General features: G+C 35.9%; 10 protein-coding genes. 6 read left to right on the plus strand and 4 right to left on the minus strand.

The genetic code is table 11. The features are described 5' to 3' along the window. Positions 1-676 precede the first annotated feature (676 nt). The 3 genes from Q1Q15_RS11645 to Q1Q15_RS11650 form a co-directional block, all read right to left on the minus strand. Positions 677-4,465 carry a hypothetical protein gene (locus Q1Q15_RS11645; protein ID WP_300459898.1) on the minus strand — a complete coding sequence of 1,263 codons (3,789 nt, stop codon included), beginning with the start codon at positions 4,463-4,465 and terminating at the stop codon, positions 677-679. 471 nt (positions 4,466-4,936) lie between these two features. Next, on the minus strand, positions 4,937-5,149 hold the full coding sequence (locus tag Q1Q15_RS25490) for a Rha family transcriptional regulator (RefSeq protein WP_363320940.1): 213 nt from the start codon (positions 5,147-5,149) through the stop codon (positions 4,937-4,939). Then, positions 5,146-5,499, minus strand: a complete 354-nt coding sequence (locus Q1Q15_RS11650) for a Bro-N domain-containing protein (RefSeq protein WP_300459901.1) — start codon at positions 5,497-5,499, stop codon at positions 5,146-5,148. The genes Q1Q15_RS25490 and Q1Q15_RS11650 overlap by 4 nt, the downstream gene beginning before the upstream one ends. A 722-nt stretch (positions 5,500-6,221) precedes the next feature. On the opposite strand from Q1Q15_RS11650, the gene Q1Q15_RS11655 reads away from it, so the two are divergent. After that, positions 6,222-6,821 (plus strand): tyrosine-type recombinase/integrase, encoded by a 600-nt coding sequence (locus Q1Q15_RS11655; protein ID WP_300459902.1) that lies wholly within the window; start codon positions 6,222-6,224, stop codon positions 6,819-6,821. Positions 6,822-6,853: 32 nt separating this feature from the next. Here the strand turns inward: Q1Q15_RS11655 and Q1Q15_RS11660 are convergent, their stop codons facing one another. Further along, positions 6,854-6,988 carry a hypothetical protein gene (locus tag Q1Q15_RS11660; protein WP_300459904.1) on the minus strand — a complete coding sequence of 45 codons (135 nt, stop codon included), beginning with the start codon at positions 6,986-6,988 and terminating at the stop codon, positions 6,854-6,856. 374 nt (positions 6,989-7,362) lie between these two features. Between Q1Q15_RS11660 and Q1Q15_RS11665 the strand changes: the two genes are divergently transcribed. From Q1Q15_RS11665 to Q1Q15_RS11685, 5 genes are all read left to right on the plus strand, one after another. Beyond that, positions 7,363-7,713: a nucleotide pyrophosphohydrolase gene (locus tag Q1Q15_RS11665; protein ID WP_300459905.1), complete on the plus strand. Its 351-nt coding sequence runs from the start codon at positions 7,363-7,365 to the stop codon at positions 7,711-7,713. A 137-nt stretch (positions 7,714-7,850) separates the two neighbouring features. Further along, positions 7,851-10,142 (plus strand): DNA/RNA helicase domain-containing protein, encoded by a 2,292-nt coding sequence (locus tag Q1Q15_RS11670; RefSeq protein ID WP_300459907.1) that lies wholly within the window; start codon positions 7,851-7,853, stop codon positions 10,140-10,142. A 448-nt stretch (positions 10,143-10,590) separates the two neighbouring features. Further along, on the plus strand, positions 10,591-12,795 hold the full coding sequence (locus Q1Q15_RS11675; RefSeq protein WP_300459908.1) for a recombinase family protein: 2,205 nt from the start codon (positions 10,591-10,593) through the stop codon (positions 12,793-12,795). 911 nt (positions 12,796-13,706) lie between these two features. Continuing rightward, positions 13,707-14,510 (plus strand): hypothetical protein, encoded by an 804-nt coding sequence (locus Q1Q15_RS11680; RefSeq protein ID WP_300459909.1) that lies wholly within the window; start codon positions 13,707-13,709, stop codon positions 14,508-14,510. Positions 14,511-14,770: 260 nt separating this feature from the next. After that, complete coding sequence (locus Q1Q15_RS11685) at positions 14,771-16,864, plus strand: hypothetical protein (protein ID WP_300459912.1); 2,094 nt, start codon at positions 14,771-14,773, stop codon at positions 16,862-16,864. Positions 16,865-16,874: the final 10 nt, after the last annotated feature.

Consider the following 16,874-nt stretch of genomic DNA (forward strand, 5'->3'; position numbering starts at 1 on the left):
CCGCCTATTTTTTTCATAAAAAAAGACCCTATCCTGAGTCTCATTTAATCTGATATTTTTTCAGAATGGTCAATTTATTTTGAAAATTTCGTACTTCATTTGTTTAATTTAGCGCGCTGCTTAACAACTGTTCTCTTTCCAGTCTTCTGATATTTATTACGTCCCTTGATATTATAGATTTACCAAGAGGTTGAAGCAAAGTCAATCCTTCCCAATCCTTGCGGCTTTACGGCTTGTTTTAAAAGGATTTTCTGTGAATGGAAGGTTTTTTTCACCATAGAATTTATCGGGCTTATTTGGGGGTTGAATCGCTTGGGGGAAGATCTATCTGCAATTGTGTTGATTCACATATCAGCGGAATTGAATGTTGTGACATACCAGATCTTGTGGTCTAAAAAACATAAAGAAAGCGACCAATTACAGGGATAGTCTTGGGTATTTTTTGAATCCTGAAAAGACAGGGATATTGTAGAAGTAAACGCCCCAATCACCCCCTAAATCTGAACTGCTTTATTTTTAAAAATTTGAATTGATATCTTTGATCCTTTTGATGTCCTATGTCAGGTATCCATAGAATAATAATACTTGAGTTGTGTTCCTATCCTACCTGCTCATTAACGAATAGTTTGTTCAGTATTTCAATCAAAAATAAAAAATATAAATGATCCTCTTTCCCTCACTCAGCAATCTGACAGATATCAAACCAACCTTCTTTCTGAGCGATCTCTCCGACAGGTATTAGCTTTTTATTAGCGTTTGTGCGGCATACTTTTTCAGAGAGAAAAACTATTAATCTAGGATATCTTTTGCAGTCTTCCATTATGTTTTTTGCAATTTCATAAGGGATGTCAAAACCCTTTTCGTATGGATACATATGATATCTAAAATAAAGGTTATATTTTCTAATCTTAGCTTCTTTAAAGCTTTTAAGTTTAACATAAACCTCTTTGATATTTTGAAGGTTTAAATCATTTACTGGATTTAGCATAAATTCATTTATAAGATGTTCCATTTGTGATTGTAAAATATCTTCAATATCACCTGAATAATTTTTTATGTTTTCGAAGATAAATTGTTGTTTTTGATGTAACGGGAAACGTAAACTTAAAATATATTTTATAGAGCTCGATACTTTTTGACTCTTGATCATAGCCCTTATAAATCTTTGTTGAACGGGTTTGAATGTTGAGACCTCAGCGATTTGTTTTTGAGAGGCAATTAATTTTTTAAATTCATCCTCGTCTAAGCTTTTAACTTTTTGGTTCGCTATAGGTAATAACTGATTAATGGTTTTTGGAGTGGCCCAGGTAAAAAACACAAGCAAAGAAAAAATAATTTGCTTTGAATTTTTAAGTTCCTTTTCCCACCATTTAATGTTTCCAGATTTCAGACGAGCATGTCTAACTCGTTTGCAAAGAGATTGATTAGAATCACAAAGATTTGAATATTGGTCACAACGCTCTTCCTTTGATTTAATTCCAGCAGATACAATCGAGATTAAATTAAACAACCAATTATCTTCCAGGATAGTTCTTCCAGTCTCTACAAGCCTATCCCACGGTTCTATTTTCCTTTTCCATACACTAATATCAGTATCGAAAGTTTTATTATTTTTATCAAAAAAATCCCTAATTTTTTCATCTACCTGGTCTTTAACATCAAAATTCAATAAAGCTTCATTATCGACGTAATAATACCTTGTCCTTTGATGAATATAATCTAAAAATGAACTATTTTCTTCTTCAACTCTGAGGATGTAAGACAGCACGAAAGTATTAAGATAAAGGTTTAAAGACGATAGAGCATTTAATTCTGATTTTTCAGGTGTGAACACTAGTTCTCCACTCAGAATTCCTTTTAAAACTGTCTTTTTTAACAGGAAATCATTTTGTATCAACTGGCTTCCTTGTTTAGCATTTAGGATAATTTGAAGACGGTTTAAATGTTCCAAAGGGTTTTGATTCAAAATAGAAACTAAAATCTTTTTATCAACTAAGTGCAAAATACCCAATAGATATGCATACTCTAGCCAGATCGATAATTCTTCTTCATTAACTTGCTCAACATGTTCTTCCCAATATTTTTTCAGATGATATGGGTTCTCGGTTATTAACCCAATCAATTCATAAGCATAATCAATATTAGGAAATTTTTTCAATTGATTGAAACATTCTTCGACCAATTCCTTTCTTCCACATTCCTCTGGCAACAGAATTGATTCATTATTACTTCCCTCAAAATTTTGATTTAAAATATCACCAATATTCAAACCATCAATAATAATTTTGAGAACATTCTTTAATAAAACAGGGTATTGGGTGAAAACCCAATCTGATAGTAATTGTGCCGTCACAATCCTTGGATAATTTGTGTGTTTTAGAAATTCATCATTCTGAAGTTCTCCTAATTTATGAATAAGCATCGGTAGCTCACCTTTATCAAAACAACCAGCGAAAAATCTAACAACATTTTGCCAATAAAAATTACGTGATATAGCTTCAAATCTTTCTGGTTTTGTTCCGGTACTTTCGCAACCAGCGGGAGAATAAGGAGATGTCTCATATAGATATTTTGCGCAAAAATATTCTCTTAGCGGTTGAACTTCGAACTCAAATGTACCTTGAACTCTTGAAACAAGTGCACATACTCGCTCCTCCATCACAGTAAATAATTGATCTGCAATATTTGTTTTATGTCCCTCTTTTTTTAAATAATCTTTTAATTGATCCTTCAATTGATTAATTTCAATTTTCCCGCTATTTTTATACATCTCCGCTTCTGAGTGTAAAATCCATGCCAAGTATTTATGTATATCAATTATCAAATCTCTATTATCACGTATGGTGATGTTTTTTTCTGATTCTCTATTAAAAAACAATTCAATGTAACTATCATAAAGCGCTGTTCTTTTATTAGGTAATGACTCTCCTCGAGTATTTAATAGACTTATTAAAATGGCTAACTGCATTGGGCTTTTAGCTAAACTTCGCAAATGAGGTAATTCCAGTTTTTCATCTACTAAACGCTTAATTTCTGACGCTTCCCTACTGTTCAATCTTTTAGCTTTAATCCATTTATCAACATACTGTCTTATGTTTTGTAATGTAATATCAGTGAGTTCAAAGTTGGGGTACTCATCAACCGGAAAACCTACTGAGCTTGATAGCGCCGCAGGACGGCTCGTAATAATAATTTGGATTGATTTAGAATTTTGAGTTAATCGATTAACCCCTTTCTTTACAAAGGTAATAATTTCTTCTCTTAATTCCAGATCGGCTATTTCATCAAATCCATCTAAGACAATTAATATTGAACTCAACTTGAAAATGGAAACCAAATCGTTTGAATTAAATTCAAACAAATTAGAGTGATAGCAAATGTGAGCTACTAAGAATGATTCTAAAGATTTCGCCCAAATTTTTGAGAAATATTCTTCACTTAGAATCCCAGAGTAGGGATTTTTGAATTCCATCCAAGTAGCTATGTCACGTAAATCGATTTTAAATGGTAATCTGACGGGCACCTTCAGAAAATCGTTTGGAATAGAATTAAAATCCTCCTTTTTATTTAAAAGACGAATTCTATGAATTTGACAAATATATTGTGCTATGGTGGATTTTCCTTGACCGGGGCCACCTTCTAACACAATTTTATGTATATCCTTTTGTACCAATTGATTCAAAAGAAATGAAGCTGCACCGATTCCGTTTTCTTCTTGGTATGCATATAGTCTTTCATGATCTTCATTAAATAAATCAAGATTACGGAATCTATATAAAATTTTTCTGAATTTTTTATTTTTATGGTTATATTTTTTTATTTGAATTGGAACGTCAACAAATAAATCTAACAAACGATTTTGTAACTCAATTTGTTTGAATTTTACTTCATTGTCCATTTCATATTGATCTGCTAAATATGCCTGTATAACGCTTTGACGCCTTTCCTTGGCTTTAGTGATGTTTTCAAATAGTATTGAATTTAAAATATCTTGGCCACTCAATATTTGAGGAAATGACCATTTGATCAAAGGGTTTGTTTCTATTTTTCGAGACAAGTCATCCCTCCACCAGCAAAAAGAAGGGATATCTATGTTGTCATCTAATATTTTTTGTAATTTATCTATGGCACCAACGTCAAGATGAGCAGTGCCTTTTACATTTGTAATTAGATAATAGGATTTCGCTCCTCTTTCAATAAGCCTTTTAATCTTTGTAATTTCACCTTCAATTGTCGCTACTAACCACTTGTGAATATCTCTTTCCTGCTTTGGATTCCTTACATATTTGACTTGGAATACAATAAATTCTCTTTTAGAAGAATCAAATACATAAGCTATTGAATCTCTACCGCCATCTGGTTGTCCCACTGGGAATGCTTGCATGTTTTCAAATTCATTGCTCAACAAGCAATGACAAAATTCTTGAAATTGTTCGTCTCCTAAATTTTCATACAAGTAATCCATACTTTTTCCTTAAATAATTATTTATAAATAGTTAAACTCATAAAATTAGTTTTTAGATACAATTTACCATAACAAGTAATTGAACGGTTCCGTATAGCCGAGATATCCGGTTAACCGCATATCATGAATGTTTGAGTGATATACGACTATAAATAATTGTGATATTGGATCAAGGGCTTATTATCATATAAACTGAGATAAACACCCCCAGCAGCAAAAAGCAACAGGAAAAATAAATACAGCGTTTGGCTGTCCAGTAGTCAAAGATTCTTGCATGATCATGACTTCAACATTTACCGGAAAATGGTTTTGATTTGCACCGGTATCTTTGACATTTCATCCAGTGGACTATTATTAACAGTCTCAGGGTGTTAACTTATAGTCTGGCACCATATCTTGTGATTGATGGAAACTTTATTCATCACACAGATAATCAACGATATAATATGTACAAAACACTTTAGCAGACTTCTATTGTTTCAATTTCATCTTTCCAGACAAGAAAGCCCAACCATCTCTGGTCATTTTATACATGGGCCGAAATTGCCCATTTCTATCTGGATAAGACCCCTCCTGAAAATTCAGGGCGGCGAATTCTTCACTACAGTCAAGGCTCTCCAGCTTTTGGATGACATTTTTATGTTGCTTCCCAAAAGTGTTTTCCAGGGTTCTTGTATCTGTCATGGGAACACCAACATCAACTGTCTCCAAATCTGGGTGCCTTTTAATATGCCTTTGTTTTTATAATTGCAGTCTGCAACAATCCATTCTTCAAACTTTTCAGCGGCAGGAAGTTTGGATCTCATGATCAGTCGGTAAACATCTCTTTCAGGGATGATTTTTGTCTGGGGATCAAGGGTGCCCATTTCGGTCACCCCTATATGTTGTGGTGCTTTGCAGTGCATTCGTATAGCCTTTGCGGTATTCGAGTACCCCAAAATCGTAGCTACATCTTTACCAACAAACCAAGGATTCCCATCTTCATCTGTAATTGTTCTCACCACATCTGTTCCACCGAATACAAATTCTTTCAAAAACAAGGCCTATAGCCCCCTCACAATGAATAGTTTTTATTTTTGTGGGTATTACCCTTGTACTTTTTACGAGAAAAGCCACTTGAGAGGTGTTATTTTTTTGCTGATTTTACAAGTTTCATAGAAACGGGGGTTTTTGTTGAGACCATTTAAAGGGCTTACCTGTTGCTTTGGTAACCCATTCCCATTCAATCAAAGCCTCTTACCTTGCCGTTGTTTTCTTCTAAACCATCAATCATAAAATATAGGTGCATTTTAATATGTCCTTGTTTTTCTGAAGGTTGGAATATGAGCTACCAGGATTTTGCCAAGCTTGAAACCCTGTATTGACCACAGGAGCAATTTTGCCCTCTTGAGAGCTGAGTGACAGGTATAATTCCCTTGTTAAAATAATTCTATGCAATGTAATCGACTTAAACAGCCTCTTTTTTAGGTGTTGAGGGTATCACTCAACGAGAAATATCGTGAGTTTGGACTCAGCACATAAGATATCTTTCGGTGATAATAAATTTAACCTTGGTTGGAGACCCCCTGGTTAATGTCCAATATTGGACTCAAAGGTGATAATCTGAATGTTAGTCTTTGGGCAAGAACTAACATTCGTTAGAATAAATAATCATTACAGTTATTTACAAACAACAAAGATAATCCTTGCTTTTTGAATGTTAGTTTTATATACTAATAAACATCAACACTAACTTTCAAACACAAGGACACACGACATGGGAACAGCAATTAACAAACCAGGCCTTGGACAGAAAAAAACAGTAGAACCAATCAGACGCTTAAAAGATATCAAAGCCATTAAAAAGATCTTGTCTGATAAACCCCGTGATTTATTGTTATTCACCTTGGGTATCAATAATGGATTGAGAGCAGGTGATCTGCTTAAATTAAAAGTGGGACAGGTCAGAGACTTAAAAGCTGGTGACTCTATCACAATCATAGAAGGTAAGACTGATAATAAGAATGTACTGGCTATCAACAAAAGTTCCTTTGATGCTCTCCAAAACTTCCTATCAAACAACCCAGACATTGAGGATAACGCCTTTTTGTTTGGTGGACGCAAAGGGAATAAGGCACTTACTATACCGAGCTTAAACAGGCTGATAAAGGCATGGACAGAAGATATCAACCTGAAGGGTAAGTATGGCACTCACACACTCCGTAAAACATGGGGATATATCCAGCGTACAGAGTTTGGCGTACCTATTGAGAAGATCACACAGCGTTACCTACACTCAAGCCCTGCTATCACCATGGGTTACTTGGGATTGCAGACCAAAGAGGTTGAAGATATCCTGATTAACAATGAGATTTAATAGCCCACAGAGAGGCCACCAAGCCTGCTTATCTATGCTTTTTCATCAATTCTAACAAGCTCATTGCAATTGTGGCAAACCATGGCAAGGCTTAACACAAAACCTTTAAAAAGAACTCTGTCACAAAAAGGACAGCGGTATATCTTTAATTCTTTATCATCAATCATTGTCATTCCTTTCTGCTTACTGGTGTAACGAATAATAATAACACTGAGAGCAAACCTATTCGCTTCTTCATAATCAAGTAAGTCCCCTCACACCCTGCTCATAAGCCATACAGAAATTTAAATACCATGAGAACATCAACTCAGAATGCATGCCTCTAAAATCACACCACGATATTTTATATCTATCAGGTGCCCTATCCCTCCCAAACCCCCTGGGCGCTTAACACCTATCTATATACTTACCGTATTTTGGGAATAAGCTTGAAGCGACCTATGAATACGACTTTACTTCCCTACTCCATCCTGATACAGCTTTAATACTCAAATTGATTAGTTTAAATTATTCTCGGAATCCTGTTTCCAATGGAGTTAGTATGGACATCAAATCTATTCAAGAAAGATTACAACGCTTCGCTGATGAACGAGACTGGGAACAATTCCATTCTCCTAAAAACCTGGCAATGGCTCTTAGTGTAGAATCCTCGGAGTTGGTTGAGCATTTTCAATGGTTGACTCAGGAACAAAGCAGAGAATTGCCAAAAGAAAAAATAGGAGCGGTTGAGCAAGAGATTGGAGATGTTTTTATATATTTAATGAGACTCGCTGATAAGCTTAATATTGATTTGTTGCAGGCGGCCCAAAGAAAGATTGAAGTTAACGAGCAAAAGTACCCTGTAGCTAAAGCAAAGGGAAATGCTAAAAAATACACAGAGCTTGAAAAGTGATCGTATATTCTTCGACCAAATCAGAATTTAGGCGAGATGTCCATAACAATCAGATTGAAGAGTTAATACACGAAGCTTATCAAAGTAATCTTGGCCATTCCACGAGTAAGTCAGAAATAAATTCATGGAAAAATTCAATGATGTATATGAGCAACATTCTGGAAGACGGTGGGATACCTGATGATACTGGTGTTGCGATTGAATATAAAATTCCACAAACTTCAAAACGGGTTGATATTATCCTTACTGGTATTGATGAGCATAATAAAAGTGCAGCTGTTATTGTGGAACTCAAGCAATGGTCAGATGCAAAACTCACAAAACAAGATGGTATCGTAAAAACCTTTATCGGCAAGGCAGAAAGGGAGACAATTCACCCATCCTATCAAGCTTGGACATACGCAGCTTTGCTTGAAGACTTTAATGAAGCAGTGCAAGACCAAAACATATCCTTATCACCATGCGCCTATCTGCATAACATGAAATCCGATGAAGTTATCAAACATTCTCAATATGAAAACTATTTACAAAAAGCACCCTCCTTTATTCGAACTGATGCTAAAAAACTTACAGATTTTATAAAAAAATTTATACGGTATGGTGATGCTGGCAAGGTCATGTATGAAATTGATAAAGGTAAAATTAAGCCTTCAAAAAATCTATCAGACAAACTTCTTTCAATGTTACAGGGGAATGAAGAGTTTATCATGATTGATGATCAGAAACTGGTCTATGAAACAGCATTAAAACTGGCACAAACATCAACAGTGAAGGATAAGCATATATTAATAGTAGAAGGTGGGCCTGGTACTGGCAAATCCGTTGTTGCTATTAATCTGTTGGTACAGACCACTAACAGAAAGCTTGTAAGCCGTTATATAACAAAGAATGCCGCACCTCGTGCAGTTTATGAAAGTGTACTCACCGGCTCATTTACAAGAACACATATTACGAACCTATTCAGTGGGTCAGGTGCCTATACAAACACTGAACGAAATATCTTTGACGTATTAATCGTTGATGAAGCGCATCGCCTCAACGCAAAATCCGGTATGTTTCAAAATTTAGGTGAAAATCAAATCAAGGAAATTATTCAGGCATCAAAATTCAGCATTTTTTTCATTGATGATGATCAACGAGTCACTTGGAAAGATATAGGCGAAAAAAAAGAAATAAAAAAATGGGCGAACCAACTCGGTGTTACCATTCATAAGATGGAGTTACAATCACAATTCAGATGTAATGGTTCGGATGGCTATTTAGCATGGATAGACAATGCATTAGAAATAAGAGTAACAGCCAATGAAACATTACAAGGTATAGATTACGACTTTCAGGTGTTTGACACTCCCAACAAGCTTAAAGAAGCCATCTTCAAGAAAAATAACATAAACAATAAAGCCAGATTGGTAGCCGGGTACTGCTGGAATTGGATAAGCAAAAAACCAGAAAATAATTCGCTCAATGACATAACCATTGATAAATATGACTTTGCCATGCAATGGAATTTAACTACTGATGGAAGCCTGTGGATTAGAAAACCAGAATCAGTTAATGAAGTAGGGTGCATCCATACCTGTCAGGGATTAGAAGTAGATTACATAGGTGTAATAATCGGGTCAGATATCATCGTTAGAGATGGTAAAATTGTTATTCAGCCATCGGAACGAGCGAAAACAGATCAATCTCTAAGAGGTTACAAAAAGGAATTAAAAGAAAACCCGGAAGCTGCCACTTTAAAAGCCGAAGCCATAATCAAAAACACTTACAGAACATTAATGACTCGTGGTCAAAAGGGTTGTTATATTTATTGTACTGACCCAGAAACAAATGCTTATTTTGTTGAACTATCCAAATCTATTGTGTTTAAAGAGAAACAAGAAATAGACTTGGCAATAGAACTAAAAAAACAAGAAGTACCACGATCAGTTAAATATCCGGGTTTAATGCTTGAAATATTAAGGCCTGATGAAGTTAATCCTTCTGCAAATGCTGTTCCTATTTACGATCTGGAAATTGCAGCAGCCCTATTTAATAATGAAAAATATGTTGATAAATTTGATTGGGTAAAACTTCCAGATTCCTTTAAAGCACTGCAAGGTCATTTTGTAACTCGTGTAGAAGGAGAGTCAATGAATAAGCGCATACCAAGCGGAGCCTGGTGCTTATTTAAAAAAAATCCGACTGGCAGTAGAAACAATAAAGTTGTCATTATTCAACATGAAAATATCCACGATCAAGACACAGATGCATCGTATACGGTTAAACTATATGGTATTGAAAGAGCAATTGATGGTGATGAACAGTCTTTCAGTAAAATTGTGTTACGACCAGATTCATATATCAAAGGTTATGAGAATATTGAGTTTGAAAATGAACAATCCAGTGAATTAAAGGTAATTGGTGAACTTGTGGCAGTAATAGCTTAAACTGCCTCCCAAACCTCTAAGTTAGACACCTACCCATGTATTTTCGATATTTGCAGGGCAGACTATATTAATAGCAGGGTAATGACACTTTATCCGCATCAAATTTAGGGTCTTATAGGGGATATTTTAAGGCAGCCATTTTTGCTTTAGCTACAATATAGCTATGGATACTGGGTTTGGGGGAATTCTTATTGGGTTGAATATGGGTGGGGGTGTTTGAGACATATCTGTCTATAGAGGATTAAAAGTAGAACTATTTAAAAAACTATTGATACAAATATCTACATATGAGGCTCTTGAAATTTACAGGATATGCAGACTCAAAAGATCCAAATAGAGAAGGGAATGATGTATATTGGTGTCAATGATAAAAGGATAAATGATTTTCAATTACCCAAAGGTGTGGTATTTCTTATGTTATTGTAAATGATAACGATTTGGAGATATCATGCCAGCCGCCTACAGTTATATCAGGTTCTCATCAGAAAAGCAGTCTCAAGGTGACAGCGAACGAAGCCAGATAGAAGCCGCCCACAAGTATGCCCGAAAACATGATCTTACTCTGGACGATTCCACATATAAGGATATGGGTGTCTCTGCCTCTCATGGTACCAATAAGACAGAAGGGAACTTAAAAAAATTCATCCAGGCCGTTGAGAGAGGGAAAATCAAGAAAGGATCTTATCTTCTGCTGGAGTCCATAGACAGACTCAGCCGTGAGGATTTTTCGGCAGTTCTTACCCTATTGACCCAAATCGTAAATTTAGGGGTTAAAGTTGTCACTCTGATAGATAACTACGAATTCACCGCTGAAATCGTTAAAAATCCCTCGAGTATGATGTATTCCGTTATGAAAATGTCCAGGGAGCATGAGGAATCAACCACACCAAGTAAACGTATCAAAGCCGTTTGGGAAAAGAAAAGGCAGGTCACCAAAGAGGAAAAGGCTAAATTCACCACTATATGCCCAAGCTGGATCTATTGGGACGAAAAAATAAAAAAGTTTAAGTTGATACCTAAAAGGGCAGAAGTAATGGAACTTATCTTTAAAATGTCTTTGAAAGGGTATGGATTAAAACGAATCATAGATCACCTCAACCTCAAGCGTATTCCATTTTGGGGTAAAGCTGTTAGGAAGGATTTAAAATTAATAGAGGTTAGAAAGTTCCAAGGGAAACCCATAACCAAAGAAGAGAAAAAAGCTCTACAGGATGCGTATGATAATAGTGCTTGGTCCAATGCCACCACACAAAGGTTATTGAATTATAAAGCCACATATGGTGCCCATGAAACACCAACATTGCCTTTGGTTGAAAACTATTTCCCTGCTATTGTCAGTAAGGCTGATTTTCTTAAAGTCAGAGAAATGAAGAAAAAGAAACGGGTGATTGATGGCAGGGCTGCTACCAAGCTTCACAACATTTTCACACCTTCCAGGAGAAAGCAATTGCCAGTATGCAGTATTTGTGGTGGGACTATGGGGTTTGTTGATAAAGGCGGTGGCCACAAATATTTGGTTTGTCTGACAGCACGTTCTAAAAAGGTACAAAAGAAATTAGGAACTACCTGTCAGTATCATTCGTGGAATTATGACAAAGTGGAAAGACACATCCTTTTTTCCCTCAAAGAAATGGATTGGTCTTTACTGGCACCTGGAGATGATAGAGATTATGATGGTGAGATCCTTGATAAAAAGGATATGGTTGGGAGCATTGAAAAGAAGATCGATAATTTAATGGCGCTTGTAAGCGATGGAGATTACATAGAAGGTAGTTTCCCCTCACTCAGAGAAAAACTATTCAACCTGGAGCGCCAAAAAAAAGCTGTTTCTGAAGAAATTATCAACCTTGAGGATGAAAAAATGCTTGCAGCCCACAAGCAAACGTCTGGTATTGACATTGGCATGGTGGATGATTTCTATCAGCAGAAAGACGACTATGAAATAAGAGTTCAGTTAAACCAAATGATAAAATCCTTAATATCCAAAATTGAGTTTAATCCGATGCATCTGCGTGAGGATTACGGGACAGATAGAAATAATCAAATCTGGGGCGATAAGCCAATTTGGGGGTGGATTTCAATCCGTTTCCACCCAACACAAGGATACACTGATGAAGATCTCAAACAGATGGATGATGCTGGACATATCGACCTTGAGGAGATGACACTCGAAGAGATCGAAAAATATAAAGAGTTTGTTGGTGTTCGGGATATCATGATTTTGGATAAACAGTTAAATGAAAGTGTCAGCTATACAAGTGCCGGACCTCATCACCAATTTGAAAGGGAAACACATATCAAATTGACTAAAACTGGCCAGAAGATTACCACAAACCGCAACGTCGTTAAACGTAGAATGCCACTCTACCCACCATTAGTGGATAGTGAGGATATCCTAAATTATAGTGATGATGAAGGTGCCTACCTTGTGAAATGGGTAGACAAATCAGGTGTCGAGAAAAGCGAATACAGGGATTTACCCCACGCTGCCCTGATGCCCGAAGAAGAATGGGGCAAGCTGAAAGAGGAATGGGAATGTTATTCTGATGCGGTGGAGTTCATAGAGTGCTTAAGAGAGAAAACCACACCAGAAGATATAATTTCAGAATTGACATATGAGGTATTCATGAAACTTTATCCTGATTACTTTTAAGACGTTAAAAACGGTCAAAATAAGCCAATACAGGCGAATTAAAATGTACCACACCCCTTTAGTATTTCCACAAAGTGCTTTTCTGCGTTTTTGAACTCCTGCATTCTCTTTCATTAAAAATCCCTTTTTTCATCTGTTCATCATCTCCACCTTATTATCGGAGTGATAGGTTTTGCTTATGGGCCTGACAAGTTTTTTGAAATTTTTCTATTCTGTTCCTGCCATATCACCTTAATTTCACATCATCATAGAATCCTGATACCTGGATCTCGCATCACTCCAATAGAATTTCTGAAATATTTTTTCCTAAGGTCTAAAAATTTTGTGCATATTACCTTGGATGGTGTGCCACCAACTAAACGATTACCCATAGCCTTTAATTTAAAGAGGCCCTTAAAAACAGCAATACCATAAAATGGGTAATAGAATAACAATTAGCTACTATACATAACCCCATAAAATCCTTGACTTTTCAAGGGATTCTGGTATTATAGCGGCAAGTTCGAAAACGAATCGGGCCAGGACAAAAGCGGCGAAGGTGACCGGGAAACCGGCAAAAATCAAATAAAGAAGTACAGAGAATTAAAAATTTGGAGCAGTGAGGAGGTGGATTGGCAAAGATAATTGTTAACTAAGGTTATGTAAGATTTTTAACGTAGGACAAGAAAAGTAAGGTTTTAAGATGTTGAAGCATAAGCAGTTGGTATTTACAGTGATACGAGGGGGAAGCAGATAGCAAGACAGTAACCCCTCCCCCGAGTATTCACTCAAGTTATAAAATCCTCAAAACAATTTAGTAGCACCGATCAAGCCATATAGGCTATCGGATTATTATTAACCAGGCTGAACTTATACAGCCTAAGGATACCCCTATCTCTATTCGGATATCCAAACCATAAAGGGAATCGAAAATGGTTCAAATCAACGGTAGACAAGGCATTCAAGCAGAAATGTCAGTAGATGGAAACAAAGAAATTAATGGTAGATGTGGCATTCAAACAGAAGTGCCAACAAACAGAAATGAAAAAATTAAAGGAGAATTTATCATGGTTGAAAGTGGTTTGAAAGTAAATGAAAACAGTAAGTTTAAAGGAGAAATTAGTATGGAAAAACAGGCAGAAGCTAAAACAAAATGCAGAAAATACATCAAGCATGGGCTTTCTAAGACACGATTCTACAAAGAGTATCACCACATGATTGACCGTTGTAAAAACCCCAGTCACCCCCGTTGGGATAGTTATGGTGGTAGTGGTATCAAAGTCTGTGAACGCTGGCGTGGTGATGACGGTTTTATTAATTTTAGAGACGATTGGTATAAGGAATATGAGTTGTTAAAAAACAAGTACCATCCCGAGGAAAGGCGTTTATCTTTAGCAAGGATTGATCCTGATGGAGACTACTGTCTCGACAACACACGGTGGGTAGATTGGGCAGAAGAGAATAACCCAAGGATTAAAGGGAAGTTCATCGGTGTTTGCCCTGGCTATGGAACAGCTTATATCATTGATGCTGATAAATTCGCCAACGATATTCTATGTTCAGTTTCTTTGATAACTAAATGCTTGAATCAGACTGCCTCTGATGGCAGTGGATGGTACTACTATTACCCAGAAACTAAAGATGAAAATGATTTTATTGATCTGGTTTTGGAAGAAGCATGGGAACTTGGATATATATTTGTACCAACTGGTTTCGAGTTAAAAGCAACTGGTTAGCAAGTTGCCCTAAAAACATTATTGGTAAAACTTTCTGAAAAAGAAAGAGGGAAAGATGTTTGCTTATAGAAAGATGGGAAGACAGAAGGCCAGGTGATATGGGATCATAATCCTTTCACTATCATCCCCTTCTGAAATCCCCATAAATACACTATCAGTGAACTGATCTAAAGGTCAGTTTTATATCAACAGGCGATTTAACCAAAGCCAAGGGTATCCCTATATGTTTTAGGAGCACCCAAAATGTATAGGAGAGATTGATGGTAGAGGAATGGCAAGAGGGAGAATTTGACAAGGGAGAGGTAGATTTAGCACCTGAAGTTCTGGGCTTTTTATGCTGGAGAAGGCTCAAAGATCCAAGTGTTTGGAACCAAATATTTAAAGAAGCTGGGATTACAACCCAAAAAGGCAAACACATTGCCAATCGAATTTTAACTAATTTGATCCCTCTTCCAGAGCGGTTAACTTATTTAAGACACGCAAGATATTATACCAAAGGGAGCCTTTTTGATTATGAAAAAGTCGGATATACAGCTCTTATCACTGTCATAGATAAGCTTTATGAAACTGGATTTATTGTTAGCTATATTGGTGGGTTAAACCTTAAGACACAAAAAATAACTCTCTCAAACATTTCACCCACACTCAAATTGGTTGAAGCATTCAAGGATATTGTGGAGAATAGTGGCACCACCGAAATAGAAATTGATTCCAAACCTACGGTTACGGTGTTTCTAAAAGAAGGAACCCAATATGATGAAAGAAGGAAGAAAAAGCCCAAAAAGTATCTTCCTGTTAACCTTGAAGCAAAGCATACCAAAACAGTGGATAGGTTTAACAAGAAATTCAATGATGAAATGGATAAGCATGAACTGTCATTTGATGCTCCAGATGAAATTCAAGCCTTGTATCACTACAAATTCGGTAAACACCCAGAACTCCATAAGAAGTATATCTATTCTGTGTATTCTAAGAATTTATCCAATGGTGGAAGAAATTATGGTGGTGTTTGGATTGGTATGCCGAAGATCTGTAGATGTTTTCTGAAAATGGATGGTGAATCCCTTGTCGATATAGATTTGTCTGCCTGTCATATAGCTCTTTTGTATGAAATGATTGGAAAAAGAGAAGAGATGCCTTCAAATCCTTATATGTACCCAAAAGGTGACCCAAGGAGAGACGTTGCAAAACAACTCCAACTCTCAATGGTAAATATCACCCCAAAAAGTAAAGGAAGAAGCCGTAACCAGTTTAGAAACGATGCTGTTAGATCTTTACCTTTTTTTCAAGATATCCAATCGGAATTCGAGAGAATTAAAAAGACCTATACAGATAAAGAACTTGCACAAAAAAAGAAAGGGGAATATTGGAATTCAATTAAGGATGAGCATCAATCTAAGATGAAGCAATATAAAGAGATTGCTATTGAATTAGAAGAGTTACATTCTCCTATCAAAGACTATTTCTATACAGGGATTGGGACAAAACTACAATTCAAAGAATCCCATATTATGAGGAAAATCATGAAAGAAGCTTTGAAATTAGGGATTGTTATATTGATTTGCCATGATGGAGCACTGGTGAAAGAAAGTGAAGCTGATAAGGTAATAGAACTATTCATAAAGACAGGATACAGATATGAAATAGAACGGTTAGAAGACACTAAGAAACTTATTAAATGTAGATATGGTATTAATCATTTATTAATAAAAATAAAGAATAAAGAGTATAGGATTGATTTAGATATATACAAAAGATTGTATCATAATAGATATATTACTTTTAATAATAATAATATATTTAATAATGAATTATATTTAGAATATATATACTATTATCATAAGGGTAGGAAAGTAATAGATATAGAAGCTTGTAAAACCTTCTATACCTCTTCAATAGAGGGTTTAAAACTTTCCAACAAGCTCCAAAAAGGGAAAATAAAGGTTGATAAAAATCCTCTCACTGATCCATGTAAAAGCCAACCAGGAAGTTCTATTCCACCGAAAAGTGATCCCCCACCGGAAGATTATAGGGGGTATTGGGATTCAAAGCACATAAATGAAATCGTCTACTTAGATGAATCTGAATTTTATGAGGATGATGGGCCAATTGTCGTTAAGTATGCGAATCTTGTTGGAGAATTGTGGCTTGGAAGGATCTGTGATCCTCAAATAAATCCAAGTCAAATAATCAGTAGGGCCACACAAAAAGAAATTGAGCAAGAGAACTTCAAGAAACCCTTAGAAATGACTGAATATGTCAGCAATGAAGAACCCGCTCGATATGACAAATGGGGTTATAGCAAGGCTAAAGGGATCATTATTAAAGAATGGCCTGGGAAAGTTAAGGCTTAACAAGGATATA

Origin of the sequence: Desulfobacula sp. (genome assembly GCF_030145145.1) — a bacterium.
Taxonomy (GTDB): domain Bacteria; phylum Desulfobacterota; class Desulfobacteria; order Desulfobacterales; family Desulfobacteraceae; genus Desulfobacula.